20 protein-coding genes, 1 tRNA gene and 1 pseudogene are annotated in these 26,897 nt (G+C 48.4%); 1 reads left to right on the top strand and 21 read right to left on the bottom strand.

Features of this window, described 5'->3' with window-relative positions; genetic code table 11:
• Nucleotides 1-600: 600 nt before the first annotated feature.
• The 18 genes from nuoF to katG form a co-directional block, all read right to left on the bottom strand.
• Nucleotides 601-1,941 carry an NADH-quinone oxidoreductase subunit NuoF gene (gene nuoF, locus NT073_RS08505; RefSeq protein WP_297371732.1) on the bottom strand — a complete coding sequence of 447 codons (1,341 nt, stop codon included), beginning with the start codon at nt 1,939-1,941 and terminating at the stop codon, nt 601-603.
• Between the two features lie 8 nt (nt 1,942-1,949).
• A complete protein-coding gene (locus NT073_RS08500; RefSeq protein WP_012929578.1) occupies nt 1,950-2,450 on the bottom strand; it encodes an NAD(P)H-dependent oxidoreductase subunit E in 501 nt (166 codons plus the stop codon).
• 14 nt (nt 2,451-2,464) lie between these two features.
• Complete coding sequence (locus NT073_RS08495) at nt 2,465-3,697, bottom strand: NADH-quinone oxidoreductase subunit D (RefSeq protein WP_297371727.1); 1,233 nt, start codon at nt 3,695-3,697, stop codon at nt 2,465-2,467.
• An 86-nt stretch (nt 3,698-3,783) separates the two neighbouring features.
• On the bottom strand, nt 3,784-4,284 hold the full coding sequence (locus tag NT073_RS08490) for an NADH-quinone oxidoreductase subunit C (protein WP_297371724.1): 501 nt from the start codon (nt 4,282-4,284) through the stop codon (nt 3,784-3,786).
• Between the two features lie 84 nt (nt 4,285-4,368).
• On the bottom strand, nt 4,369-4,914 hold the full coding sequence (locus NT073_RS08485) for an NADH-quinone oxidoreductase subunit B (RefSeq protein ID WP_012929575.1): 546 nt from the start codon (nt 4,912-4,914) through the stop codon (nt 4,369-4,371).
• A gap of 60 nt (nt 4,915-4,974) precedes the next feature.
• Nucleotides 4,975-5,346 (bottom strand): NADH-quinone oxidoreductase subunit A, encoded by a 372-nt coding sequence (locus tag NT073_RS08480; RefSeq protein ID WP_012929574.1) that lies wholly within the window; start codon nt 5,344-5,346, stop codon nt 4,975-4,977.
• A 203-nt stretch (nt 5,347-5,549) separates the two neighbouring features.
• Nucleotides 5,550-7,733, bottom strand: a complete 2,184-nt coding sequence (locus NT073_RS08475; RefSeq protein WP_297371719.1) for a T9SS type A sorting domain-containing protein — start codon at nt 7,731-7,733, stop codon at nt 5,550-5,552.
• 182 nt (nt 7,734-7,915) lie between these two features.
• Nucleotides 7,916-10,885, bottom strand: a complete 2,970-nt coding sequence (locus NT073_RS08470; RefSeq protein ID WP_297371717.1) for a T9SS type A sorting domain-containing protein — start codon at nt 10,883-10,885, stop codon at nt 7,916-7,918.
• A 60-nt stretch (nt 10,886-10,945) separates the two neighbouring features.
• Entirely contained in the window at nt 10,946-11,950 is a 1,005-nt protein-coding gene (gene obgE, locus NT073_RS08465) for a GTPase ObgE (protein ID WP_297371714.1), read from the bottom strand.
• Between the two features lie 9 nt (nt 11,951-11,959).
• Entirely contained in the window at nt 11,960-12,568 is a 609-nt protein-coding gene (locus NT073_RS08460) for an adenylate kinase (RefSeq protein WP_297371711.1), read from the bottom strand.
• A gap of 175 nt (nt 12,569-12,743) precedes the next feature.
• Nucleotides 12,744-14,507: a tetratricopeptide repeat protein gene (locus NT073_RS08455; RefSeq protein WP_297371708.1), complete on the bottom strand. Its 1,764-nt coding sequence runs from the start codon at nt 14,505-14,507 to the stop codon at nt 12,744-12,746.
• Between the two features lie 90 nt (nt 14,508-14,597).
• Nucleotides 14,598-15,539, bottom strand: a complete 942-nt coding sequence (locus NT073_RS08450; protein WP_297371941.1) for a substrate-binding domain-containing protein — start codon at nt 15,537-15,539, stop codon at nt 14,598-14,600.
• Between the two features lie 219 nt (nt 15,540-15,758).
• On the bottom strand, nt 15,759-16,583 hold the full coding sequence (locus NT073_RS08445) for an energy transducer TonB (protein ID WP_297371705.1): 825 nt from the start codon (nt 16,581-16,583) through the stop codon (nt 15,759-15,761).
• Nucleotides 16,584-16,587: 4 nt separating this feature from the next.
• A complete protein-coding gene (locus NT073_RS08440; protein WP_297371702.1) occupies nt 16,588-17,124 on the bottom strand; it encodes a biopolymer transporter ExbD in 537 nt (178 codons plus the stop codon).
• A gap of 56 nt (nt 17,125-17,180) precedes the next feature.
• Nucleotides 17,181-17,807 (bottom strand): biopolymer transporter ExbD, encoded by a 627-nt coding sequence (locus tag NT073_RS08435; RefSeq protein ID WP_297371699.1) that lies wholly within the window; start codon nt 17,805-17,807, stop codon nt 17,181-17,183.
• 14 nt (nt 17,808-17,821) lie between these two features.
• The gene (locus NT073_RS08430; protein WP_012929563.1) at nt 17,822-18,655 is read right to left on the bottom strand and encodes a MotA/TolQ/ExbB proton channel family protein; all 834 of its coding nucleotides are present in this window, start codon (nt 18,653-18,655) and stop codon (nt 17,822-17,824) included.
• 602 nt (nt 18,656-19,257) lie between these two features.
• On the bottom strand, nt 19,258-19,710 hold the full coding sequence (locus NT073_RS08425; RefSeq protein ID WP_297371696.1) for a response regulator: 453 nt from the start codon (nt 19,708-19,710) through the stop codon (nt 19,258-19,260).
• 269 nt (nt 19,711-19,979) lie between these two features.
• Nucleotides 19,980-22,229 (bottom strand): catalase/peroxidase HPI, encoded by a 2,250-nt coding sequence (katG, locus tag NT073_RS08420; RefSeq protein WP_297371693.1) that lies wholly within the window; start codon nt 22,227-22,229, stop codon nt 19,980-19,982.
• A 259-nt stretch (nt 22,230-22,488) separates the two neighbouring features.
• Here katG and NT073_RS08415 point away from each other — a divergent pair, with 259 nt between their 5' ends.
• Nucleotides 22,489-23,439 carry an SMP-30/gluconolactonase/LRE family protein gene (locus NT073_RS08415; protein ID WP_297371690.1) on the top strand — a complete coding sequence of 317 codons (951 nt, stop codon included), beginning with the start codon at nt 22,489-22,491 and terminating at the stop codon, nt 23,437-23,439.
• Nucleotides 23,440-23,559: 120 nt separating this feature from the next.
• Here the strand turns inward: NT073_RS08415 and NT073_RS08410 are convergent.
• The 3 genes and pseudogenes from NT073_RS08410 to NT073_RS08400 all read right to left on the bottom strand — a co-directional run.
• Nucleotides 23,560-23,633: transfer RNA gene (locus NT073_RS08410), tRNA-Pro, on the bottom strand.
• A 104-nt stretch (nt 23,634-23,737) separates the two neighbouring features.
• Nucleotides 23,738-26,143, bottom strand: coding sequence for a M1 family metallopeptidase (locus NT073_RS08405; RefSeq protein ID WP_297371686.1), 2,406 nt, complete (start codon nt 26,141-26,143; stop codon nt 23,738-23,740).
• Between the two features lie 25 nt (nt 26,144-26,168).
• Nucleotides 26,169-26,897 (bottom strand): annotated as a pseudogene (locus NT073_RS08400) (M1 family peptidase); the annotation flags it as partial.

Genomic DNA, 26,897 nt, shown 5'->3' with positions numbered 1-26,897 from the left:
TCGGCTCGTGAGTTAGTCAAATGCCAATGTTGGAGAATGCCAAACACAACGCAGCAAAACAGGATTGTGTGCATCGGGGTCAGTCGCAGAAGTTTATGGCTCGTTAAAAACGCTACTCCCATAGACAGTAAGACTAATGCAAATGACACCACACGGCTCACTAATTGAATTCTGTATATATCTGCCGGGTCCCAGCCTATGAGCCTGTAAATACCTCCAACGAAATGAAAGTAGATAGGCGCATACTGTGTAACCCAGAAAGGGGGTTCTTCCGGATTATAGTACAACGGCCTCCCATCGGCTATTAACTGAATACAGTACGTGGTACTACGTTCAGAGCCAGATATATCAGGTACGTAACTAATTGTTAGCTTTATCTTTACGAACAGGATTACTGCTACGCAGACCAAGCAAAAGATTAAACTTAAAAACAAAGCCCTCTTTTTGATGGTATTGTAACAAATTAGTACCAGGCGCTGCATGGAGGCTATTTTACGTGATTATGTGCTTTTCATGTTTATGGTTTATCATAACTAGTTGAATGTGAGGTATTTATTGGTGTTGGATTTTGTCTGTTTGCGTAAAAGCCTATGGGCTAGTTCACACTAACGCCATATCGCCCCGGTAAACAGCACCGGGCTGTGTGGCTTCGGCAGGATTGTCAATATGCCATTGGAACTCATCCCGGAAATGACGAATGGCACTGGCAACGGGCCACGCAGCAGCATCTCCAAGCGGACAAATTGTATTGCCTTCGATCTTTCTGGCTACATCGACCAGCAGGTCAATATCTTGCTGATGCCCATGCCCGTGTTCGATCCGGTGCAGGACTTTTTCCATCCAGCCGGTTCCTTCGCGGCAGGGACTGCACTGCCCACAGGACTCGTGGTGGTAGAAACGGGAGAAATTCCACGTATTTCGTACAATACATGAGGTCTCGTCGAATACAATAAAACCTCCCGAGCCCAGCATAGTACCCGTTGCAAAGCCACCGTCAGATAACGACTCATAGCTCATCAGGCGTTTTTCGCCGTTGGCTAACGTTAGCGCCAGATTAGCTGGCAGAATCGGGACGGATGAGCCACCGGCAACGAGTGCTTTGAATTTGTGCCCCGGTCGAATGCCGCCACACCATTCATCGGCATAAATGAAATCCTCTACCGGAACACCGAGTTCTATTTCATAAACGCCGGGTTTATTGATATGACCCGATGCCGAAATTAATTTCGTACCAGTACTGCGGCCAATGCCTACACCCGCATACGCATCTCCACCGTTGTTGACAATCCAAGGTGTCGTAGCGATGGATTCAACGTTGTTGACTACAGTTGGGGATTGGTAAAGGCCTTTTACGGCTGGGAAAGGCGGTTTATTCCGTGGGTTACCACGCTTACCTTCCAATGATTCGAGCAAGGCCGTTTCTTCACCGCAGATGTAAGCACCACCGCCGGGCTGAACAACAAGCTCCAGATCGTAGCCGCTGCCCAAGATATTTTTCCCTAAGAAACCTTTTGCCGTTGCTTCGGCAATTGCTTTCTCAAGGATATGAATAACGTACATTAACTCGCCCCGTACGTAAATGAATGATTTATTGGCACCTAGGGCAAACGATGAAATAATCATTCCCTCAATCAGTAAGTGAGGAATGTTCTTCATCAGGTAATGGTCTTTAAAGGTACCCGGTTCCGACTCATCGGCATTGCAGACAAGGTAACGGGGAACACCTTCCGGTTTTGCCAGGAAGCTCCACTTCATGCCCATCGGGAATCCTGCACCGCCCCGGCCGCGAACGCCTGCTTTCTTTACCTCTTCAACAATGGCTTCGGGCGTCATTGTCTTTATCGCCTTTTCTACGGCTGTGTAGCCGCCCTGCTTCCGGTATACATCGAACGTTTCAATGCCGGGAACGTTGATATGCTCAGTTAATATTTTGGTAGCCATGTGTGCGGTTATTTCGACAGTTCATCAATGATCTCATCCACACGTTCGTTGGTGAGGTGCATGTAATATTTTTCCCGAATCTGAAACACCGGGCCCATACCGCAAGCTGCCAGACACTCCACTTCCTTGAGTGTAAACTGACCATCTACGGTTGTCTGGCCAGTATCAATGCCAAGCCGTTGCTTAAGGTGAGCATACACATCCTCTCCGCCCATCAGGCAGCAGGGGCCCGTCCGACAGTATTCGATAACGTGCTTACCAACCGGGTTAAGGTGGTACATGGTATAGAATGACGCTACTTCGTATACTTCGATGGGTTGAATGTCGAGCATCCGGGCAACATAATCCATACCCTCAGGGCTGGTCCAGCCTTCCTGTTCCTGCAATAAATGCAACAAGGGTAACAAAGCTGATTTTTGCTTGCCTTCCGGATACCGGGCTATAATCTCCTGCGCTTTGGTGAGCCGTTCCGGGGTAAATGTTACAGTATTGTTGGTTTCAGTTGTCATAGTAAATGGCAAATTTATGCATCCAGCTCGCCGGCAATGACGTTCATGCTACTCATGATAACAATGGCATCAGACAGCGTTAAGCCCTTGCACATTTCGGGGTAAGCCTGATAGTAGATAAAGCACGGACGTCGGAAGTGCAGCCGGTAGGGAGTACGTCCACCGTCACTGATCAGGTAGAAACCCAGCTCACCATTACCGCCTTCAACCGCGTGATAGACTTCGCCAACGGGAGCTTCTATTTCACCCATCACAATTTTGAAGTGATAAATGAGAGCTTCCATGTTTTTGTATACTTCCTGTTTTGGGGGCAGGTAGTACTGAGGAGCATCGGCAAAGTAAGAACCTTCGGGCAGGTTGTTTATAGCTTGCTGAATGATGCGCAGGCTCTGCTTCATTTCCTCGTTCCGAACCATGAAGCGGTCGTAGGTGTCGCCACTCTGACCAACTGGAATATCGAACTCAAAGTCCTCGTACGATGAGTATGGGTTCATCACCCGAACATCATAGTCAACCCCCGCAGCCCTGAGGTTAGGGCCGGTGAAGCCATAGCTCAATGCCCGCTCCGCCGAGATGCCACCCACGTTCACCACACGGTCCATGAAAATACGGTTGCGGTTGAAGAGGTTTTCGAACTCGTTCAACACTTTTGGAAAGCGAACGAGCAGTTCTTTTATCTTACGAATAGCAGTAGGAGAGAGGTCGCGCTCCATACCGCCAATCCGACCCATGTTAGTAGTGAGCCGGGCTCCGCAAACTTCTTCGTAAATTTCGTAGATATGTTCCCGCTCCTGATAGATGTACAGGAACCCCGTAAAAGCACCCGTATCAACGCCCAGAATACCGTTACAGATGAGGTGATCGGCCAGACGGGCCAGTTCCATCATGATAACCCGGATGTACTGTGCCCGTTTGGGAACTTCTACACCCAGCAATTTCTCTACTGTCATGTGCCAGCCCATGTTATTGATGGGCGACGAACAGTAGTTCATGCGATCGGTGAGGGTTGTGATCTGGTAAAATGGCCTACGCTCGGCAATCTTCTCAAATGCCCGGTGAATGTAGCCAATGGTCTGCTCGCCCGACACGATTTTCTCACCATCCATTTGCAGGACGTTCTGAAAAATTCCGTGCGTAGCCGGGTGAGTGGGACCGAGGTTCAGGGTTGTCAGTTCATTGACATATTGAACCGGACCCTGCTCGGCAGGTAAGTTTTTATTCGCAATATCGAGTTCTTCGGAAACCATATTTAAAGAGCGAAAGCGCGAAAGCGCGAACGAGTGATAAACAGCCGGTAGTACCGCTCTTTCACTCGTTCGCTTTTCGCTGGTTTTTATCGTCCAAACAGTGCATCAATTTTGTCTTCCCGGGTGGCATCTTCCAGTGGATATTCCTTGCGCATCGGGTGGTAGTCCATTTCTTCCATGTTCAGAATCCGGCGCAGGTCGGGGTGGCCATCGAAGAGAATACCGAACAGGTCGAAGGTTTCGCGTTCCATCCAGTTGGCACTGGCAAAGAGCGGAATTAACGTCGGGATGTGCAGATCATCCGTGGTCAGATATACTTTGATCCGTATCCGAAAGTTCTTGGTCAGGCTGTGCAGGTGATACACAACGCAGAACTCTTTACCAGCCGAATCGGGATAATGAATCGCCGTAATGTCGGTAAGAAAGCCTATTTGTAGCGTTGGATGTTCTTTCAAAAACTTGACCAGCGAAACAATCTGGTCCCGGCTGGTCGAACAGGTCAGGAGGTCATATGGATCATCGAAATCCGTGACCGTTTCACCAAACTGATTTAGTATAATCTGCGCAACTTCTTCGTTGGTCAGCATTGTCAATGTATAAAGGAGTGAATGGACAAGTTCGTGAAAAGATGCCGTAGCCTTGGGCCGGTTATCCGTTCACGAACTTGTTCTTTATTGAATGTTGTATGAATTCAGCAGCTTCGTATACTCATCTGTATTACGACGGCGCAGTGATTCATTTTTGGCTAATTCCTGTACCTGCATAACCCCTTCCAGAATTTGCTCGGGGCGGGGTGGGCAGCCGGGAACATAGACATCGACCGGAATAATGCGGTCAATTCCCTGTAGTACGCTATAAGTATCGAAAATACCACCGCTCGATGCGCAGGCACCAATAGCAATAACCCAACGAGGTTCGGCCATCTGCAGGTAAACCTGTTTCACAATAGGCCCCATCTTTTTGGCAATGGTACCGGCTACAAGCAGCATATCCGCCTGACGGGGTGAAAAGCTGGGCCGTTCCGAGCCGAAACGTGCCAGGTCATAGTGTGATGCCATGGTCGACATAAACTCAATACCACAGCAGGACGTTGCGAAAGGCAATGGCCAGAGCGAATTAGCCCGGGCAAGTCCAATTATTTTATCGAATGACGTAGCCGAAAAGCCCGGCCCATCATAACTCGCGGGGGCTTCAGCCAGCTTGATATCAGTTGCCATAAAACGTTGTGTTGATTACCTTAACAACGAATAAATATGTTCGAAAATTCATTTAAAAGCTTATTCCCACTTTAGAACACCCTTGCGAATGACGTAGTAGAAACCGGCCAGCAACAAGCCCATAAACAGCACCATTTCAATGAAGCCGGTCATACCAAGTCCTTTGAAATTTACAGCCCAAGGGTACAAAAAGATAACCTCTACATCAAACAGTACGAAGAGGATGGCAATCAGGAAATATTTAATGGAAATAGGCGTCCGTGCGTCGCCCTGAACGGGTATACCACACTCAAAAGGATCGTCCTTTTTCTGGCTGTTTCGTTTCGGGCCAATAGAGTGGGTAACGATCATTGTTGTTACAATGAATCCAAGCGCCAGACCTAATTGAATAAGTACCGGTATGTAATCAGCCGGTAGGTAAGTTGCGTTCATATAATTAGTTGACAGTACCTATGCAAAGGTAGCGATAAAACCAATAGGCCCATTTATTTAGGTCTATACGTTCTGGCTAATAGCTCTCAAATTTAAACTACAAGCGTTGGTTTACCAATCTATGGGCTGCCGTGGGAGGGTAGTAAACAGCAACAGCCCCTTCTACAGAAGGGGCTGTTGCTGACAAGGGGTATAAGTAAGACCTATCGGTTTATAATAATACGTCTGGAGACATCAAAACCGGCTGAACGTACCCGCACTAAATAAACGCCTTGCGACAGGCCTGTCAAGTCAATTGCCTTTCGTTCGTTAAACGAAGGAACTTGGGATGAAAACAGCTTCTGCCCACCCAGCGAAAAGACGTCGACGCTGGCATTAACCAAATCCTCAATGGTTTCTATGGTGACCATACCATTGGATGATGGATTCGGGTATATACTTACACCTCCATTAGATCGGTCGAATGTAAAGGCTTTGGGCGTACTAAAGTCAGAAAAGCACGTTAAGGCAGACCCGCTATTAAGGGTGAACGTTGTTTTAGTACGTGCCGAGTAGTTCTCTGAAACGATTACCTTCACCACCGCACCGGTTTGGGGTATCACCTCACCCGCAGCACGTCGCCAGTCGAATAAGTCAGACTGGCCTCCTGTTGGTTTTGGTAATACGGCTTGCAGGCTGTAAGCACCAATCTGCTCAATGGTGGGCGTTGGTACCTTAGGGCGAACCGTTAAATTGACCGTTGCGGGTTGTGCGGATTTACAGCCATAAACGTTCATGGCCTGAAGGGTATATGAACCCGATGTGTTTAATTTGATGGCCTTGGCAACGGACGTTATGGTACTATAACTCCATACTCCTGTGCTGTTAGCTGATGTATTAGCCAGCAATGACAGTGTTGAGTCTGCACAAACCTGCTGTTGCAAATCGACTACTTTACCAGGTTGACTAGCCAGCGAAATGGTTGGTGTTGCCGGTTGGATCGGCCCTTGTAGGTCAAGTGATGGCGATAGGAATGTGTTCCCGTTCGCATCCTTTAAAGTAGCCCGGTAAACCCCTGGTTGTGTAACGGTAATGCTCTGGGTGGCCTGTCCTGAACTCCATGAATACGATTTAAATAAACTGGGTAGGCTCAAGGTCACACTATTTGCCGATGGTGAACACGCTACTGAGATGGTTGGCTGAGGTAACGGAGGCAGTGGACGTGAGCTTGAAAAGAAGATCGCGTTGAGGCTCTCAAACCAGGCTTGCCCCAGATCATTAAGGCCTTTATCGCCCGGGTTGTTCGTGGCTCTATTACCAAAGTGAACAGCATCAAAGCGCGGAATTTGAATATTATCGGTAAAAGGGCCGGCAAAAACGTTATTGTTGTACGTGTTGATTACGTCATTCTGAGCTTGGATAACGTTTTCACTTACGGTGCCGTTGCTATATGAAGATCTGGCTAGTACCCAGGCCGGATATCTGTCAGTGTCCGCACGGGTTTTATTGACCAAAAACTGCATGTTATCGGCATAGTCTTTTCGTGACGATTTTAACGGGAAGTTATCATACTCTCCCTGTTGCCATAACACGGCTCTCAAGCCTTGAAGTGAGCAGTAATATCGTAGGGCAATAACCAGATTCGAGTAAGGCATGCCTGCCGGAAAATTCTCATCAGGTGTTCCAAGGGCAAACAAGTTCTTCGTGACCAGACCAAGTGAACTTTCGCGCCAGTTCTGAAGGCTGGTTCCCTCCCAGGCCGTATTGATAAACAAGACAGGCACATTGTACTGTTTTACCAGCAAATCGCCCAGATATCCCCAGCACCATGCACTCTTTCCCCGCGGCCCGATCAGTGAGGTGGCGGTTAATTGCTGAAAAGAAGGAGCCGGGGGGTCGCTCAATGAGTTAGCTGTAGTATTATCGTAAGCAACGCAGTTTACCCGATCATCTACGGCGCCTAGCGCTCCGTAATTCTGGAAACCCTGCGCATTCGACTGGCCTGTTATAATGAATACCTCGCCGATACCAACCTTACGGACAACATCACTTGCGGTGGCAACACCGCCGACGAACGCCTGTACTTCAAGTCTGTACCAACCTCCTCTGGCTCGTATTGACCCCTGAAAAATTCCGCCCTGTGGATTCCGCTGAATGGTAACCCAGTTTGTGTTGAGGCCCTGCCCAGCAACTTCTACCTGCAGGCGAGCCTGAATACTGTCGACGGGTTGATATAAACTTCCCGATAAGTAGATAGTACTGGTGTTATCATTTTCGCGTTGAAAAATTGCCCGGCTTTCAGGATAGGTAATTTTTAAGACCTGATTCGTTGTCTGTGCTGACAGGCGTGTACCAGTAGCTAGCAAGCTAATGACAAGTAAATGCTTTAATAAGTAACAATTCTTCATTTTTTGTCTTTCAATAACTTCATTTTTTTCAGTTACCTAGTGTGGAGACAGTCTTGAAACGAGATGAGTAGTCCGATCGGTTTATTGCCCCGGACGCATGTAGCTGAGAGTCAATGTGGTTTCCCGGTAAAATACAAATTTAACGCTAATATCTATGATTAAACGGTCTATGCAGAATTATATTACAATCCGAGTATAATTCGCTTTGAAACGTCAAAATCGGCCGATTGTACGCGTAAAATGTAAGAGCCTGACATCAAACTGGTTAAAACCAATTGTTTTCGCTCATCCAGGGAGGGAACTGGTGCGGTAAAGACTACTTGACCACTGAGCGTATAAATGGTGATAACGGCATTTGTCAGGTTGTCAAGTGTTTCTATTGTGATAATTTTAGCCGGATTGGGATTTGGGTAAACACTTAATCCTTTATTGCTCACATCAACCGTAAAAACGAATGGGGCCGATGGTAACGAGAAGCAGGTTAGTGCCTGCGAGTAAACGATTGACGCTCGCGCCGTATAGGAACCAGATTGATTCGCTTTAATAATGGCCGTCTGTGCCGCCAGCGAATCAGTTCCCACCCGCCAGCGGAATACGGTGCCATTCGTTGAGCTTATTGCCTGAAGGGTGTAGGTGCCAATGACGTTAATGGTAGGAGAAGGGGGAAGTGGCCTTAGTTCAACCGTTATGGCTCCTGCCTGGGCCGAAACACAGCCATTAACATCCCGAACTTTGGCGGTGTAATTGCCCGCTGAACCGGTCACAATGCGCTGGGTAGAATCGCCGGTGCTCCAAAAAACGGTGTAAGGGCCATCAACTCGTAAGGTGGCTCTATCTCCTTCACAAATAATAGGAGAAGGAGCCGCGAGTATGGTTGGGGTTGCAGGCAGAGGGTTTACTTTTACGGCTATCACCGGTGAAAAAGGCGATAAACAGCCATTTTGGTCAAGTGCCTGAACGGTAAAGTTTCCAGACGTATTTACAGTAATGCTGTTGCTGCGCTGGCCACTCGACCATACAATCGTGTTGTTACTGCTTGCATTTAACGTAACACGATTGCCTTCGCAAAACGTTGTTGCACCGCCAACTGTAACAGATGGGGTTTGTGGCAGAGGATTTACCCGAATCGTCAGCACATCTGACTGCTCAGATGTACATCCGAACTGGTTGCTGGTTTTAACCGCAAAATTACCGGACTGGCTAAGGGTGATGGTCTGGGTTGTCTGACCACTCGTCCACTGATAGGCAACATTCTGAGGAGCAGTTAAGGTAATTGTTCTGTCTGCGCAGAAGGTGGTTGGGCCATTTGTGGCGATGGTAGGTTTAGCGGGTACGGGGTTCGCAGTAACTGCAATTGTATTTGACCGCGCTGATGTACAACCATTCTGATCCGTTACCGTCAGGAAGTAAGAACCCGAGTTACCAACGTTCACCACCTTATTCTTTTGGCCATCGCTCCAGTTGTACTGGATGTTGTCAGCATTGGCACGAAGCGTCGTGTTATCCCCCTGGCAGAATACCGTTGGTTTGTCGTTAGTAATTGTAGGCGTGTCGGGTAATGGATTTACCGATACGTTCAACACATTCGATGTAAATTCACAGCCGCTCACATCCCGATAGCGAACGTAGTATGCACCGGCCGAAACAGTCGAGAAGTTGCGTGACGTTGCTACTGTTGTGTTATTCTGCTGGTTCAGCCACGTTACATTGTCATAATTCGTTGTAAGTGCCAGGCTACTGCCTATACAGACGGAAGGGGGCCTATTGTCAAGTGTTGCCGCTATTGGCGCATCGGATACCCGCACCTGGTTGGTGAAAAGCGTATTCCCTCGCGAATCTTTGACCTTGGCCCGGTACACACCCGCTCCCTTCGTTATACTATTGCCTGATTCTCCCGACTCCCATTGAACACTCGCGTAGCTACCATTTACGGTAAGAGAAAGATTATTATTAGAAGCACAAGCGATAGAGATTGTTGGCGAGGCAACTGGTGATATAGGTGTGGAACGCTGAAAGAAGGAATCGTTCAAACTTGCATTCCAGGCGTTTGCCAACTCAACAAGGCCATTATAATCGAAGTGAACACCCTCCGGGTCATTGCGCGGTGGCCGTTGACGCGGTATTTGGACCACATCTGTATTAGGTCCCGCAAATACGTTGGAGGTTGTACTGATCACCTGGTTTTGGGCCTCAATAATAGCTGGGTCAACTCCACCGGTAAAGTCGCCGTAACTCACACGGGCCACTACCCAAGACGTGTTACTGTTGTATTCCTGCCGAGACTGGTTGATAACGTACTGAAGATCGCTAACGTACTGATCTTTCGGTGTGTTGTAAAGGTTATCGGATTCACCCTGTTGCCAAAGTACAGCGCGCATGCCGAGCGAATTAGCGTAAAACTGAAGAGCAAGTTTTAAGTTAATGTACGGCTGACGGGCCGGGTAGGCACCGCCAGGGCCATAGGCAACCCCACCTTCGGGCGCACTATCGCGCCAGTTACGTACAAATGTTCCTGTAAAAGCTGCATTAAAAAACAGAATAGGAACACGCAACCTTTTTGCCAGAATATCGCCTAACTGCCCCCAGGCCCAGCTTCCCATTCCTCTGGGCGCTATGGTGAAACCCGATGAATTATCGAGTTGGGTAAACACGGGCGTGGGCGGTTCGTTCGGGAAGCCCTGGTCTGGGTACCGGTAATTAACGCAGTTTACCAAGTCATTGAGTGGATTGGGTGCATCCTGATGAACACCCTGTGCATTGGATTGCCCGGCTACGACAAATACTTCACCAATGCCAACGCGCTCCACAACTGTCGAATTGCCTACTTGCTGGTCGCCGTTCATACCCCGTACTTCGAGATTGTACCAGCCACCTGTGCCTGTTATATCACCGCTGAACACCCCTCCCGATGGATTATTTTGGAGTGTCGCCCAATCGGTTGAGGAACCGATACCATCTCGTGCCTGCAAACGGGCTTCAATACGCCCAACTGTTGCTGTATAATACCCGGTTATACGAATAGTTGCCTGGTTTGAGTTATTTCGCTGCAAAACCGCCCGTGTCGTCGGAAAAGACACCTGAACCTGAGCTAGAGCAAAAACGGGAAGCAATAAAATAAATGCCGCACCAATGGCTACGGAAAAGTATCTCATACGTGTGAATACGCAACAACCCAGGCAGGTTACTTGCAGATAAATTGATGTGGGTACTACTCAGACCGGCTCACTATTTGTCAGGTTTTGCCAGATTATATCTTTTAATTCATCCAGACCTTGTTGACTAACGGCCGAAATATAGGCTACGGGTATCTTTTTGGGTAAATCGCCCTGTAGTTTCTGCCGGGTTTCATCATCAACAAGATCCATTTTCGTAATAGCCAGCATCCGGGTCTTATCCATAAGTTCTGGATTAAACTCGCGTAACTCATTCAGCAGGGTATTATACTCCTGGCGAATGTTCTCGCTAGTGGCCGGAATCAGGAACAGTAGAATGGAGTTACGTTCAATGTGTCGTAAAAAACGTAATCCAAGTCCTTTCCCCTGCGAAGCCCCTTCAATGATGCCCGGAATATCGGCCATCACAAACGATTTGTAATCTCTATAAGCTACGACCCCTAAATTAGGGACAAGGGTTGTAAAAGGGTAATCTGCAATTTCAGGCCGGGCAGCCGACAACACTGATAAGAGTGTTGATTTACCCGCATTAGGAAAGCCAACCAGCCCCACGTCGGCTAATAATTTCAATTCGAGAACTACCCATTCTTCAAGACCTGGTTCGCCAGGCTGAGCATATTCGGGCGCTTGCTGGGTCGCTGACTTGAAATGGTCGTTGCCCATACCACCGCGTCCGCCAGCAAACAGAATAATCTCCTGTCCGTCTTCGGTAATTTCAGCTAATTGTTGGCTCGTCTCAGGGTCTCTTGCTATGGTACCAAGTGGTACATCCAGAATAACATCTTCGCCCTGAGCACCACTTCGCCGACCACCTTCGCCCGCCACACCGTTGCCCGCTTTAACATGCTTGCGGTATTTTAAATGCAAAAGCGTCCAGAGTTGGGCGTTTCCCCGGAGAATAATATGCCCTCCGCGTCCTCCATCGCCCCCGTCTGGTCCACCTTTAGGCGTATGCTTTTCCCGACGGAAGTGAACCGATCCTGCACCGCCCGCTCCGGAGCGGCAATTTATTTTTACGTAATCAATAAAGTTTGAGGAAGCCATAGCAAATAGTTACCGCTCGACTGCCTCATCAATTTGATGACAGATTTCTTTGAAAATCGTGTCTATCTCACCAATGCCGTCAATCGCAGCGAATTTCCCCTGTTGACTATAATAGTCAGCAACAGGAGCGGTCTTATCATTATATTCTTTTACGCGTCGCCGGATCAATTCCTCGTTCTGGTCATCAGGCCGACCGGAGGTTTGACCACGAAGTAGCAAACGTCGTGTTAGTTCTTCGCTATCCACAACGAGTGCGATCATAATCGTGATCTTCGTATTATGTGTACCTAATAGCTGATCTAAAGCAACAGCTTGCGGGACCGTTCTTGGAAAGCCATCAAAAATAAACCCACCTGTCAAACTAGCATCGCTTTGTGTAGCAGGCGTCTGGTTTTCATGAAGCTTACTTTCAATCATACCAATGACAACTTCATCTGGCACTAATATGCCCTGATCCATAAGTTGCTTTGCCCGCAAACCTAATTCGGTACCGGCAGCAATCTGAGAGCGCAGTAAATCGCCGGTAGATAAGTGAACCAGGTTATATTTTTTAATCAAATATTCGCTTTGGGTTCCTTTTCCGGCACCCGGCGGGCCAAACAGTACAAGGTTAAGCATACGGATTTGTAAGGTAGTGTCAGTATAGGTCTGTCAAAAAATTGCGCCCGCAAAGTTACAACTCCCAATTAGAATATTAACTGTTTCATTACTAGTCACCATATTTATTATTATTAAAATAAAAAAGCGTAGGTATCAAACCTACGCTTTTAGTACTATCACTTAATAACTCTGGTTATTTATCGGCCACTTTCTTTTTAGCCGGAGCTGCCTTGGGAGCTGCTTTCGCCGGAGCTGCTTTAGGCCCTTCCAGTGCTTTTTTCACACTTTCATCATTCGGGTCAAGCGCCAGTACTTTATCAAAGTACTCCTTGGCTTTAGCGTCATCTTTCTTCAGCAAAGCAAAACCCGCCAGCGCTTTATAAGCAGTTATCAGATAACGTTTGTAATCTGTCTTATCAGCTTCATCTGGAGTTGTAGCCTGCTCAATAAATTTCTCGTAGAGTGGTCCTGCTAACTCGGCTGCTTTCTCCTGTTCTTTAGGATAGGCGTAGTAATTGGCACCTGCACGGTAGTAATAAGCCAATGGGTATTTTTTGCCATCGGCTTCAATACGTGATGCCATCTGCGCAAAGGCCGAATCTGCCGCCAGGTAATACTGTTGTTTTACCTGACGAATCTGGGCTGTATCCATCGGTGTAGCAGAGCTATCCCGGCCTACACGTGGTGCGTACTGATAGTTAGAGAGACCCAACCATAAGAAGTCATTATTCTGGGGCTTCTTATCCGTCGCAATCGTCTTTTTGTAATACGAAGCTGCCTTATCATAGCGCTTTGTTTTGTAGTAACGCTCACCAATTTCACGATACAGGTTCTCCGTTGTGTCCATTGGTGCCGCTTTTTCCAGATTGACAATGCTTAACGAATCGCTCTCCGGTGTTCCTATCTGCGCATAAGCACGACCCAGATATTTATAATCGTCGGCCATTACTTTTTGAGGAGCTGTAGAAATAAATCGGTTCAACGACTCAACGGATTCGTTATTCTTACCTAAAGCAGAATAAGCCCAACCATACATCCGGTCAATAATCGGGTTGTTGATTTTGCCTTTCAGCTGATCTAGGTAAGCGATAGCACCCTGATAATCCTGAGCCAGGAATTTATAACGGGCTACGTCCAGGAGCATTTCCGGATCGGTTGTACCACTTTTCTGAACATACAACTCATAGTTCGAAGCAGCAGCCTTATATGCCCGCGAGTTAGCTAATGCATCGGCATAGGCACGATACGTGGGCGCAAACTCAGCATCATTCTGGATAGCCAGTTTAAAGAAGTCCTGCGCTTTCTGATAGTTTTTACCACGCAGATACAAACGGCCAATTTTGTAATTGGCTTCGGCAAGATTGGGGTTAATTGCCAGGGCGTTTTCGTACTTCGTGATCGCGTTACCGCCATCATTTTTCAGAAAATACGCATCGCCCATCAGCATTTCAATCTCGGCGTTTTCGTTTTTCTTATCTTTCTCATCGGCCACAGTAAGCAGGCTGAGGGCAGCTGCCGGATCATTCTGCTTCGGCTGATCAGACAACGTGTACATTTCAGCGCCACGAATCAGCACATCCTGATTCTTGCTTTTCGTTTGAGCAACGGCGTTGTCGATCAAACCTTTAGCGGTAGCGCCATCACCTTTGGCCATAGCCACACCTGCCAGGCCAATGTTATTCAAGTAATTTTTAGCATCAGCAGCAGCGCCTTTTTCGAAGGTTGCTTTTGCCTTATCTAGCTGTCCGCTTCTCAGATAATAATAGCCCAGATAAAACTGATTATCAGCCGTCGGCGAGCTGGTGGCCAACTGCGTTAGCGTTTGGCCCGCCTTATTATATCGCTCAGCTTCTACATCCTTCAAGGCCGATTGGACGTCCTGTGCAACTAAAGGAGTCGTTAGTGTAGCCCCCATAAACAGGATGGTCATCAGCGATTGCTTCTGGTTGTTCATCATGTAATTCAAGTTGGAAATTAGGGTAATTGGTTAATGCTTATAAAACAATCGACAAAACTAAAAAATTGCGGTCAAACCAAAAAAACTTACTTATTTAGTCAGATTTATGATTCGATCATATGGAATTCTGGGCCAAAGCCCCAATTTACGAATGATTAGCGAACCTGCATCTCTGGCTATATAATTTATCAATCCACCACCTAGACCCGGATGCGTTTCACGGCTTAGTATATATACAGGACGCCGTAAAGGGTAACGCTGCATACCTAAATCTTCCTGAAAGGGTTGATAATAATCATCACGCTTTACCGGGTTTACTTTATCAGATACCCCCATCACACGCAAATCCTTAGCTAATTCGACCGATAAAGGTTCGTCACTATCACTGATCCAGTTAACGCCGATAAAGCCAAGGGCTGATGGATTCTTCCGGACAAATTCAATGACTTCCCGATTTGAGCGCGTTGTGAATATTCGCAATCCTTTTACGTCTTTGACATTAAAAGTTTTTAATACAAACGCTAGATTGCTTGAATTGTTATTATCAAAAACCAGAGTGATCGGGCTACTCTGATTACCTCCTTTAAGTTGTCCCCACTGATCTACCTGCCCACTGAAAATGCGTTGCAATTCAGCCATTGTGATCAGGCTGTCTGTGTTCGCTTTATTGACAATTAGTGCTACGCCATCCGTTGCAATCTTTTCAGTAGCCCCTTTTATTTTTCGTTGATTGAGTATAGCCCGTTCGTTAGGGTTTAGTACACGGGTTGTGAAGACCAGTCGTGCACTATCCTGAAGCATCATGTTAATCGCTTCCTGTTCTGGCGTGAAGACAACCTTAAAGTGAGCGTCTGGGTAGATGCCGGAGTAAGCAGAGGTCAATTGTGTTACCAACGGCTGAAATGATTCATCGGCAGCAATAACAATATCCCCGCGTGATGGATTATCCAACGGTGGTTTCCCGTTGTCACAACCCAGGAGTCCAGCCAGTAATCCGGCGGCTGCTATAAAAACAAAAAAATGCTTACTCATCTTGCTGAAAACGCTGGTAGGCCCTATACGCTCGAAACGCTCCATAAACTATCAACAATGCTCCCATCGAATAGCGTAGTAATCCGGGCTCAGGAAGCATCCCAAAAGACTGAGAGGAGGCTATCAGTCCGATGCCTCCTCCCAAGTATGCCAGCGAAGCTAGTACTGATATGTACAGTGTTAGCTTGGCTGGACCTCGATTCTGTCCGCGCATAGGTATTACTCCAGCGTGAAGTTGATCGGTAGGTTGTACTTAACCCGAACCGGCCGACCTGATTGCTTACCCGGGCGCCATTTCGGCATACCTTTCACTACGCGTTGTGCTTCTTCGTCTGTTCCGAAGCCCAGACCCTTTAGCACCTGAACGTCCTGAATACTTCCATCGGTATTAACGACGAAGCTTACGAATACACGTCCTGAAACGTTTGCGCGTTGAGCTGCGGCTGGGTAGCGCAGGTTTTTGCTTAGGTACTGACCAAGAGCGGCCATACCACCACTAAACTCTGGCTGTTGTTCTACCACCGTAAAGATTTCTTCTTCTTTTGGGGCAGCTTCAACGGCAACTTCCACTTTCGTTGGGGCGGCTGATGCTTCCGGAGCAGCAATTACTTCTTCAGCGTTCGGATCCCCTTCCTGCGTTTTTTCAGCAGCAACGGCTTCCTTCAGTTCCTCCACGGCTGGTGGTGGCGTTTCTTCCGGTACTTCCTCATCCGGCTTTACTTCCGGTGGAAGGAATTTCACCGTGTTCACCTTCGGCAATTCGACCGGTGGTGGTGGCGGTGGTGGCGGTTCATTCGGGTCGATGGGCGGTGGTGGGAGTTTCATCAAGTCCACCTCCGTCATAGACACTTCTTTGGCTTCCGGCGTCAACGCAGTTATGATCGTTGGCGTCAGTACACCCAATGTAAACAGAACAGCACCAATAATTAGAGCTCTGGTTACAGTCTTAGGGTATGACTTCCGCAGGTCATAGGCACCATACGCTTGGTTCCGGTTGGCAAACACGATATCATCGAGTGTTGCCTGGGGGTTTACTTCTGCCATGGTGTTATACGTCTAATTTTGCTTTGTCTTTAAGGAGCTTTACTTCATCCGGAGTCAGTGCGTCCACAAGGGCATACCGCTTCAGTTTCGTAATCGCCATTTCATCCAGTACGTCAACCATGTTTTTGTAGGTCGATAGTTTTGTTGGTTTAATAACTACAACAAACTTTTCGCCACCTACTTTCTTCACGTTCTCCTGGAGAGCCTGACGAAATTCGTAGCCGTAACCGACGGTCTTTACTTCTGGGTCTTCGCCCGCAGCCTTACCAAAAATGTAGTAAGCTTTGTTGTCTTTACCCAAAAAGACGGTCATTACGTTGGAAGCCTTAATAGGCTCCGTTTCTTCTTTTAGTGTTTTATCCGGCACGTTGAGCGTCATCGAAGATGGTTTGCTCAGTGTGGTGGCCAAAATGAAGAAGGTAATCAGGAGAAATCCGAGGTCTACCATGGGGGTCATATCCACCCGGGTCGACGCTTTCTTTGACCGTACCTTACCACCATCATGTTTACCACCACCACCGCCGGTATTAATTTCTGCCATGTTTTCTTAACAGATTCGCGTGGTGAAAATCAACTATAGATGCAATCGCTACGCGCTTAATCAGCTTTCCAACCGGCTGGGGGAGCTTCCGTTCCCGTAATCAGGTTGAATTTGTTGATGTTTTGCGCTTGTAGCGTAGCCAGTACATTCTTGAATTCGGGGAACTTAGCGAGATTATCGCCTTTCAACGCAATTCGAAGATTGTTGTTGGCCTTCCGGGCATTGTAAACCCATTCCTTCAACTCATTGGTTGGACCTGCTCCGGTAGAATCCGTTGGAATCCCGGCCTGATTCACCTTAGCCTGCTGCTCTTTAGGGAGATTCAGGTAAGATTTCAACTGGTTGATGGGCAAACCAAAGTTCGACATCAGGGAAAACTCCTTCTTTTCGTTGGGCGAGAAGGAAAGTCCTTTAGCAGCAGCAATGTTATCCAGCATGGCAATGCGGTTCTGCGCATTATCAATACCGAAATAGACCTTGCCGTCTCTACCAAGACCAATAGTCATGATATCGCTATCAGGGACTTTGATACCCGAGATGGACGATGGCGTTTCGATGGCGGCAGCATCCTGCGACCGGAACTGGGCCGTCAGGATAAAGAACGTCAACAGGAGGAAAGCCACGTCGCACATCGCGGTCATGTCCACTGAGGAACTGGCGCGTTTTATTTTAACTGCTGGCATAAGTAATTAAACTATTAATAATGGGCTGCGAAGTTCTGCTGAATGCTCAGACCGATTTCGTCAATGTTGTAAGTCAATACGTCAATACGGCTCGTGAAGTAGCTATACATGATCGTAGCAATAGCGGCTGTACCGATACCAAGAGCCGTGTTTACAAGGGCCTCAGAGATACCCGTCGAAAGAGCACCTGTGTCAGGCTGTCCCGTAGCACCCATGGCTGCGAAGGCGCGAATCATACCAAGTACCGTACCGAGCAGGGCGATCAGCGTCGAAACCGAAGCCAGGGTAGCAATGATGGTCAGGTTTTTTTCCAGCATTGGCAGTTCAAGCGTCGTTGCTTCTTCTACTTCTTTCTGCAGAGCTACCAGCTTCTGCTCTTTGTCTAACTGCGTGTCGGTAGCTAATTGCTGATACTTGATTAGGGCTGTTTTCACAACGTTGCCAATCGAACCTTTCTGACGGTCGCACTCCTGAATAGCAGCAGCTACTTCATTGCGGTCAAGCTGGCCTTTGATTTTCCGTACGAAATCATCGATAGAACCTGAACCGTTGGCACGGCCGATCGTGATGAAACGCTCAATTGAGAATACCAGTACCGTTAGAAAACAGGTAAACAGAATTGGTACGATGAAGCCTCCCTTGTAGACCGTACCGAAGTAGTCGCCTGGAAGTGGTTCTTTCGTATTGTCGCCTTCCTGGAAGTGGCTACCATCACCGAAGACGAACATGTACGTCAGGATACCGATCAGCAACAATACCGGAATTACGAATGCGGGGTTTAGACCACCTGACTTCTTTTTTGGTGCCGGTGCTTTGGCGGGTGCTGGAGAAGGAGTTTGTGTTTTCATTGGAACTGGACTGTAGGGTTAAAAATTAAAAGTTGGTTTACCCGGTAAAAAAAGTGAAAAATTTAGACTCTTTCGGTTTGTGCATCCAAATTTTTAAAGGAAACGCCTTCAAACCTCCACAAAAATATGAGTTTTCCAGCAATAACCGCACAATTCAACAAGTCTAATCTATCATCTTTATTGTAATCCGACGGCAATTAGTTGGATAAAAACCACTTACTGGCTTTTTTTACTTTGGGCCGGTACGGATATAAAACCTTGTAGTTCAACTCTCACAAACGAAATCTCCTTCGCTTCAAGGGGTTAGCAGGAGGGCTAGGGCGGGGTGTAGTTCATAAAATAATTATTAAGATTATTAATATGCGTTTTAGGGACTAGCCCATGCTGCTTTTAGGATAGATGCTGCAAATGCACCAATTCCATATATTTTTCAGAAAATATTTTTGATAGCTGATTAGCAGGGCCAGGCATCGTTTGCCAGAGAAGTGACAGATCGTCACTTCTCTGGCAACTCTAATCGAAAAGAAGATTGGTAATTGATGAGGCTATTGGTTTCAGGAAAGCAGCCGTCCTGATAAAATGATACTAGCTATACAATGGCCCTAGCTGGTAGCCCCCTTGCCAAACCAGACGGTAGGTACCGTAATCGTTTCAAACCAATAGTGGCGTAATTGCTGTACATAAGCCTGCCAGGCTGAATAGACAGACGGCTTCCGTGTAAACAATGAGGCCCCCATAGAAAAAGCTTTTTCTACATTCTCTGTTTCGTCGTAATACGATAGCATCACTACGGGTAACAGTCGTGCCTGTGGATGATTGCGCAGATAAGAGAGAAAAGCAAAACCGTCGGGTCCTGTTTGTAAATCGATGTCTAACAATATCAATTTAGGGCCTTTTCCTTCAAGACTTTCAACATAGGCCTCTGCTTCAGCATAACTAGTTCTGACTTGAATAAGGGCTTCAGGAAAGTTATGCCGGGCTGAACGCGTAAGCACATCGGCAACAAGCGGGTCATCATCAACCAATAAAATCGAAAATGGAGATGAAGTGGTCAATTGAGTAATTTGGTTAATGAATTAACTGGATACTGGTTTTTAAGCACAAAAATAACGAATTCGATAGACAAAGGTTTTTTGGGCTCGTTCGGTTCAGTATACTAACTGTGTTTGTAGAACGAATAAATAGTCTGTTAACTTATGAGAAGAATGTACGATGTAACGTGAAAAAGGTAGCCCGTTTCAGGGCTACCTTTCTACATAGGTACTTAGGTTGGTAAATCTGTTAGTAATGTATATGGCAATAGCACCAATCCATGTGACCTTAATCAGGCCAGATCGAATCGATCGAGATTCATCACTTTGGTCCATGCCGATACAAAATCCTGTACAAACTGCTCCTGTGCATCTTCGCAGGCGTACACTTCAGCGAGTGCCCGGAGTTCTGAATTAGAACCGAAAATAAGATCGACTCGGGTACCGGTCCATTTCAATTCGCCTGTTGCGCGGTCACGACCTTCAAACACGTCCTGGTGTTGCGAGGCTGCCTTCCAGGTTGTACCCAAATCAAGCAGGTTAACGAAAAAGTCGTTGGTAAGGGCCTCCGGGCGCTTTGTGAATACGCCGTGCTTGGAAAAACCGTAGTTCGTGTTCAGAACCCGCATGCCGCCAATCAGAACGGTCATTTCGGGGGCGTTCAGCGTTAGTAGTTGTGCTTTATCAATCAGCATTTCTTCTGCTGATACGGTATATTTTGTCTTGGAGTAGTTGCGGAAGCCGTCTGCTTCCGGTTCCAGAACGGCAAATGACTCCACATCGGTCTGCTCCTGCGATGCATCGGCGCGGCCGGGCGTGAACGGTACTGTTACCTCATGACCAGCTTTTTTAGCCGCTTGCTCGATGGCTACCGAGCCCCCCAGAATGATCAGGTCAGCGAGGGAAACTCGTTTGTTACCTAACTGAGCGCTGTTAAATTCACTTTGAATTCCCTCCAGCTTTTCGAGTACCGTCGACAGCAGTCCCGGATGGTTCACATCCCAATCCTTCTGCGGTGCCAGGCGAATGCGCGCACCGTTTGCTCCCCCGCGTTTGTCGGAACCACGGAAGGTCGATGCAGACGCCCAGGCAGTAGATACCAGTTGGGACACCGACAGACCCGAAGCCAGTATTGCTGCTTTTAACGTAACAATGTCCTGACTGTCAATTGGTTCATAAGTAACTGTGGGAACTGGATCTTGCCAGATCAGTTCTTCGGCAGGTACTTCCGGACCGAGATAGCGGGCAATCGGGCCCATATCGCGGTGGGTCAGCTTAAACCAGGCACGGGCAAATGCGTCGGCAAATTGATCTGGATTTTCGTGAAAACGTCTTGAGATAGGCTCATAAATAGGGTCCATCCGTAGGGCGAGGTCAGTCGTAAACATCATGGGTGCATGGCGCTTGGCTGGGTCGTGTGCATCGGGCACGGTACCAGCGCCTGCGCCATCTTTCGGTCTCCACTGATGCGCACCCGCCGGGCTCTTGGTCAACTCCCAGTCGAACCCAAACAGGTTGTCGAAGTAGTTGTTATCCCACTGGGTTGGCGTTGTAGTCCAGGCTCCCTCTAAACCGCTGGTAATAGTGTCACCGGCGTTTCCGGTTCCGAAGGTGTTTTTCCAACCCAAGCTTTGCTCTTCAATGCCAGCGCCGGCAGGCTCTGCCCCTACATACTGGCCTGGATCGGCCGCTCCGTGGGTTTTACCAAAGGTGTGGCCACCGGCAATAAGGGCAACTGTTTCTTCATCATTCATGGCCATGCGGCCAAAGGTTTCCCGAATGTCGCGGGCAGATGCCAGCGGGTCCGGTCTGCTGTTTGGCCCTTCAGGGTTTACGTAAATAAGCCCCATCTGCACCGCAGCCAGCGGATTCTCCAGTTCGCGGTCACCAGAATAGCGTTTGTCGCCCAGCCACTCAGTTTCAGCTCCCCAGTAGATATCTTCTTCTGGTTCCCAAACATCCTCCCGTCCACCGGCAAAACCGAATGTTTTGAAGCCCATCGACTCAAGAGCGCAGTTACCGGCAAGAATCATTAGATCAGCCCATGAAATCTTTCTGCCGTATTTTTTCTTAACAGGCCACAGCAGTAAACGTGCCTTGTCGAGGTTCGCGTTGTCGGGCCAACTGTTTAGGGGAGCAAAGCGTTGGGTTCCCGAACCCGCTCCACCACGACCATCGGCAATTCGGTAAGTACCCGCGCTGTGCCAGGCCATCCGGATAAAGAAAGGTCCATAGTGACCATAATCAGCTGGCCACCAGTCCTGAGACGTAGTCATCAGATCGAAAATATCGTTCTTCACCGCGTCCAGATCCAGCGACTTGAAAGCCTCAGCGTAGTTAAATGTCTTATCCATAGGGTTGGATAATGGGGAGTGCTGGCGGAGAACGTTCAACTTAAGCTGATTAGGCCACCAATCCCGATTTCTCGTGCCGGAACCAGCACTTTGTTTGGCTGTTGCACCCGTGAACGGACATTTGCTCTCGCCATTAACATTGTAACTTTTGGTATCTGAAGATGCGCTTGGATATATATGATCTCCCATGTTTAATAGATTTAGATTTTTGTGGAGCCAAATTTACACGAATCATCAAATAGTTTTTATTAATTGTTTTTATATACTAATAGATAAAATTTATAAGTGATTCCTGCTAGGGATCGAAACGGTTTTGAAAAGGTTAAGAGTTATACGATTTCAGGGATAGAAAGCAGTGTTAATACTTGCTGAGGGGTGAACAAATCCAATGAACAGCGATTAGTACAAGAGCATTATCAATGATGCATTGACCATTAATCTGTTCGTTATGAAATCATCCTTTATTTACACTTCACTTCTAGTGCTTTCCATCGGTTGGCTGATGGCCTGCGAAGATCACCGCGACAGTCCAAACGCATCTTTCCCGGAACGTATTGATTTTGTCGCCGAAGGGCAATACCCGGAAGGGATTGCGTACTCTTCGCAGTTGGCAAAATTTCTGGTCACATCAATTCCACTCGGTAAAATTGGTACGGTTGATATCGGTGGGCACTACGAAGATTTGCTGACAGATCCTGGATTTATTGCTGGCATCGGTATGAAAGTAGCCGATGGCCGTGTATTTGTTTGCAATAGCGATCAGGGACGGTCAGTCAGGAGTACGCCTGCAACAACCCGCCAAACGGCTGAATTGCTGGTTTTTAACCTGAGTACGCGCCAGCTAGAGCGCCGGACAGATCTGGCGGCACTGATTCCTGCGGCCGAGCCAAATTTTGCTAACGATATAGCGATTGCTCCGGACGGGACTGCATACGTAACCGATTCGTTTTCTCCCGTAATTTATCGCGTGAGCGCAACGGGTGCTGCCAGCATTCTGGTAAGAGATGATGTGCGATTCGCCAGCCCGACTTTCGGCCTAAATGGCATTGCCTATCATCCGGACGGGTACCTGATTGTTGCCAACACAGGACAGGGAAAGCTCTATAAGGTGGACCTCAAAAACGGCAATGCCATTTCTGAAGTAAGTGGTACAGGATCATTACCCGGCGATGGACTGACTTTTCTTAATAATGACTTATACGTTGTAACGGGTGGTAGTCGGGTAGCCCAGGTGCGCAGTGCCGATAATTGGCAAACGGCTTCTATTCAAAAATACGATGCCACCGGGTATACTGGCGCAACAACCAGCGTAGCTGTCAACAATCAAATTTATACACTTAACGCCCGGATTGGTGAGGTTGGTAATGCGCGGGACTTCAGCATTCAGCGGTTTCGGTAAGGTAGTAGTAAAGAGAAGCTGTAGGCGGGTTTCGGGTATGCTCTTCGTATACGGGCTAGACACGATACCAATAAAATAAGCATAAAAAAAGGCCAGCTCTATGAGTTGGCCTTTTGATTGTCGGGAAGGCGGGATTCGAACCCACGACCTCTTGCACCCCATGCAAGCACGCTACCGGACTGCGCTACATCCCGAATTGGTTTGCAAAAGTAATGGATAATGGTCAATGTACAATGCATAATGATGTAAATTCTGTGGTATCATTATACATTGTACATTAGCTATTATCCATCATTTATTAATTCTTACTACTGCCCTGCACAGCCGGAGGCTGGCTAGCTCGTTTCTGTTGTTGCATAGGGTTCGGACCCTGAGGGCCGAAACGCTGCTGCTGCTTGAATAACTGGAACCGCGTTGGCTGCGCCATCCGGGGAAATGCGTTGTTCTCCGTGTCAATATCGGCAATTTCCTGGAAGGGGTCCAGCGTCCACTGCTTCACTTTCTTGCTGGTGGCAATCACCTTGTTGATGGACACATCGTTGAAACGCCAGATCTCAGCTGGGAAACGGGCCACGGAATCGGTGCCATCTTCGAACTCCATGCGAATAATTACTGGCATGGGAAGCCCCCCTTTGTTTTTCAACGAGAGGGTGTAGAAGTTGGTCGCAGCGCTTGTTTCCAGCGTTTTTCGCTCATCGGGACTCAGACTTGCCAGATAATCCTGATATTTCTTCTTGTCGGCCTCTGTAACCGCATAGGGGTCGTAGCTGTTGTAGAAATCCTTCATGGTCGAATCTTTCGCGACTACCGTTTCGCCCTGCGTAGCAGCATCGCGCTGCTTACTGATGGTACCTGCACGGCGTTTGGCTTCGGCACGGGCTGCTGCTTTTGTTACCTCCGGATTGCCCGAATCGACCTGGAACCAGTTTACCTCTACCAAATCCTGATCGACCGGCTCAACGCCGTAGAACCAACCTTTCCAGAACCAGTCCAGATCAACACCCGAGGCATCTTCCAGGGTGCGGAAGAAGTCAGCTGGTTCGGGCGATTTGAAAGCCCATCGTCGGGCGTATTCTTTGAAAGCGTAATCGAAGAGGTCACGACCCATCACCGTCTCGCGCAGGATATTCAACGCAGTAGCTGGTTTGGCATAGGCATTGGCCCCCAGATTAATGACGTTATCAGACGAACTCATAATAGGTGACAGTACCGCTTTGTCCGACTTCATATAGTCAACTATTAACTGAGGCTCACCTCGGCGGGTGGGGAAGTTATAATCCCACTCTTTCTCAGCCAGATACTGGCAGAATGTATTAAGCCCTTCATCCATCCAGGTCCACTGCCGTTCGTCGGAGTTGACGATCATAGGAAAGAAGTTATGCCCTACCTCGTGGATGATTACGCCGATCATACCGGCTTTAGTCTGCTCCGAATAAGTGCCATCGGGTTCTGGCCGACCGCCGTTGAACGAAATCATCGGGTATTCCATACCGCCACCCGCTGTAGCATGGCAGGAAATAGCGACTGGATAGGGATATTTGATGGTCCGGTTGCCGTACGATTTCAGCGTATGCTCAACTACACGGGTCGAATACTGCCCCCAGAGTGGATTACCTTCTTTTGCGTAGAACGACATCGACCAGATTTTATGACCATCGCCGTACACATCGGTTTGCATGGCGTCCCAGATAAACCGGCGGCTGCTGGTGAAGGCAAAGTCACGTACGTTCTGAGCCGCATATACCCACGTCTTTTTTCCGACCTTATCGGTTGGCTTCGTTTTCAAGGCTGCTTCGGCTTCATCCTGCGTAACGATAACAACTGGGTTTTTGGACGTAGCCGCCTGCGCCATTCGCTTTTGCTGCGTAGCCGTCAACACCTGCTTGTAGTTCTGGCACTCGCCCGTAGCTCCAACAATGTGATCGCTTGGTGCCGTGATGGCTACCTTATAGTTGCCGAAGATGAGGGTAAACTCGCCCTGTCCCAGAAACTGCTTGTTCTGCCAGCCCGTTACGTCGCTGTAGGCGCAAAGGCGGGGGAACCAATGGGCTATGAAGTAATTATAGTTGCCATCTTTCGCAAAGTACTCCATACCACTCCGACCATAATACTCCGTTACGAAGTAATTCCAATCTACGTTGAACGAGTAGGTTCCGCCGGGCTTAATGGCCGCTGGCAGGTCAATTCGCATCATAGTCTGGTTGATCGTGTATTGAAGCGCTTTTCCTGTTTTGGCATCTTTCACGGCGGTGATATGATAGCCAAATTTATCGGACGCCTGCTGGCTGCTGCGCTCACGAACCGAGGTTAGATTTTGCAATTGGGCAAAGCTCATCCCACTTTCATTAACACTACCAGTGCGGGTTACACTGCCGGTCGAGCCTTTGGCGAACAGGTTCTGATCCAATTGAAGCCAGATAAACGGAAGTTCATCGCCTGAATTGTTATGATATGTAACCGTTTCGGTACCAATGATCTTCTGATTGGCATCGTCAAGTTCGACCTTAATGTCGTAATCGGCACGGTTCTGGAAATAGTCTTTGCCGGGCGCGCCGGAAGCTGTCCGGAAGGTGTTGGGCGTAGGCAGCATGGGACCTAACTGCTCAAAACGCGAGTTGGCGTTCTGCGTTGGGGCGGCCGGTGCCTGTGCCATCGAAGCGGCCGACCAGAAGGTCAGACTCGCCATTAGCAGGAGTTTTCTCATAGTTTAGTAGGGAGTTGACGCTTGTTTAATTTCGACCAGTGCCTTGTTTGGCTGGTTGCTGTTGACGTTGCTGCTGCATGGGGTTGGGAGCCGCCCCGCCACCCCGCTGCTGCTGCCTGAACAACTGGAAACGAGTTGGCTGAGCCACCGGTGGGAACGAGTTGTCCTCCGTGTTGATGTCGGCAATCTCGTAGTAGGGGTCCAGCGTCCACTGCTTCACTTTCTTGCTGGTGGGATGCCGCCCTTGTTCTTCAGCGAGAGGGTGTAGAAGTTGGTGCCCGCTTCAGCCAGTTTGCGCTCCTCGGGGGTGAGTGTGGCCAGGTAGTCCTGGTACTTTTTCTTGTCCTCCTCGGTGACGGCATAGGGGTCGTAGCGGTTGTAGAAGTCCTTCATGGTAGAGTCCTGAGCGACGACGGTCTGGTCTTTGGTGGCCGCATCGCGCTGTTTGCTGACGGTGTTGGCTCGTTTGGCCGCGGCCGCCCGGGCTTCGGCTTTGGCGATTTCGGGGTTTTGGGAGCCGGCCTGGAACCAGTCGACTTTGGTGAGGGCCTGATCGACGGGCTGGACGGAGTAGAACCAGCCTTTCCAGAAGAAGTCGAGGTCGACGCCGGAGGCATCTTCCATGGTTCGGAAGAAGTCGGCGGGTTCGGGGGACTTGAAGGCCCACCGTCGGGCGTACTCTTTGAAGGCGTAGTCGAAGAGTTCGCGTCCCATGATGGTTTCGCGCAGGATGTTCAGCGCTGTAGCCGGTTTG

This window comes from Spirosoma sp. (assembly GCF_026391055.1).
Taxonomy (GTDB): domain Bacteria; phylum Bacteroidota; class Bacteroidia; order Cytophagales; family Spirosomataceae; genus Spirosoma.
Note: the sequence above shows the minus strand (reverse complement) of the source record. Positions and strands in the feature narration are given on the sequence as shown.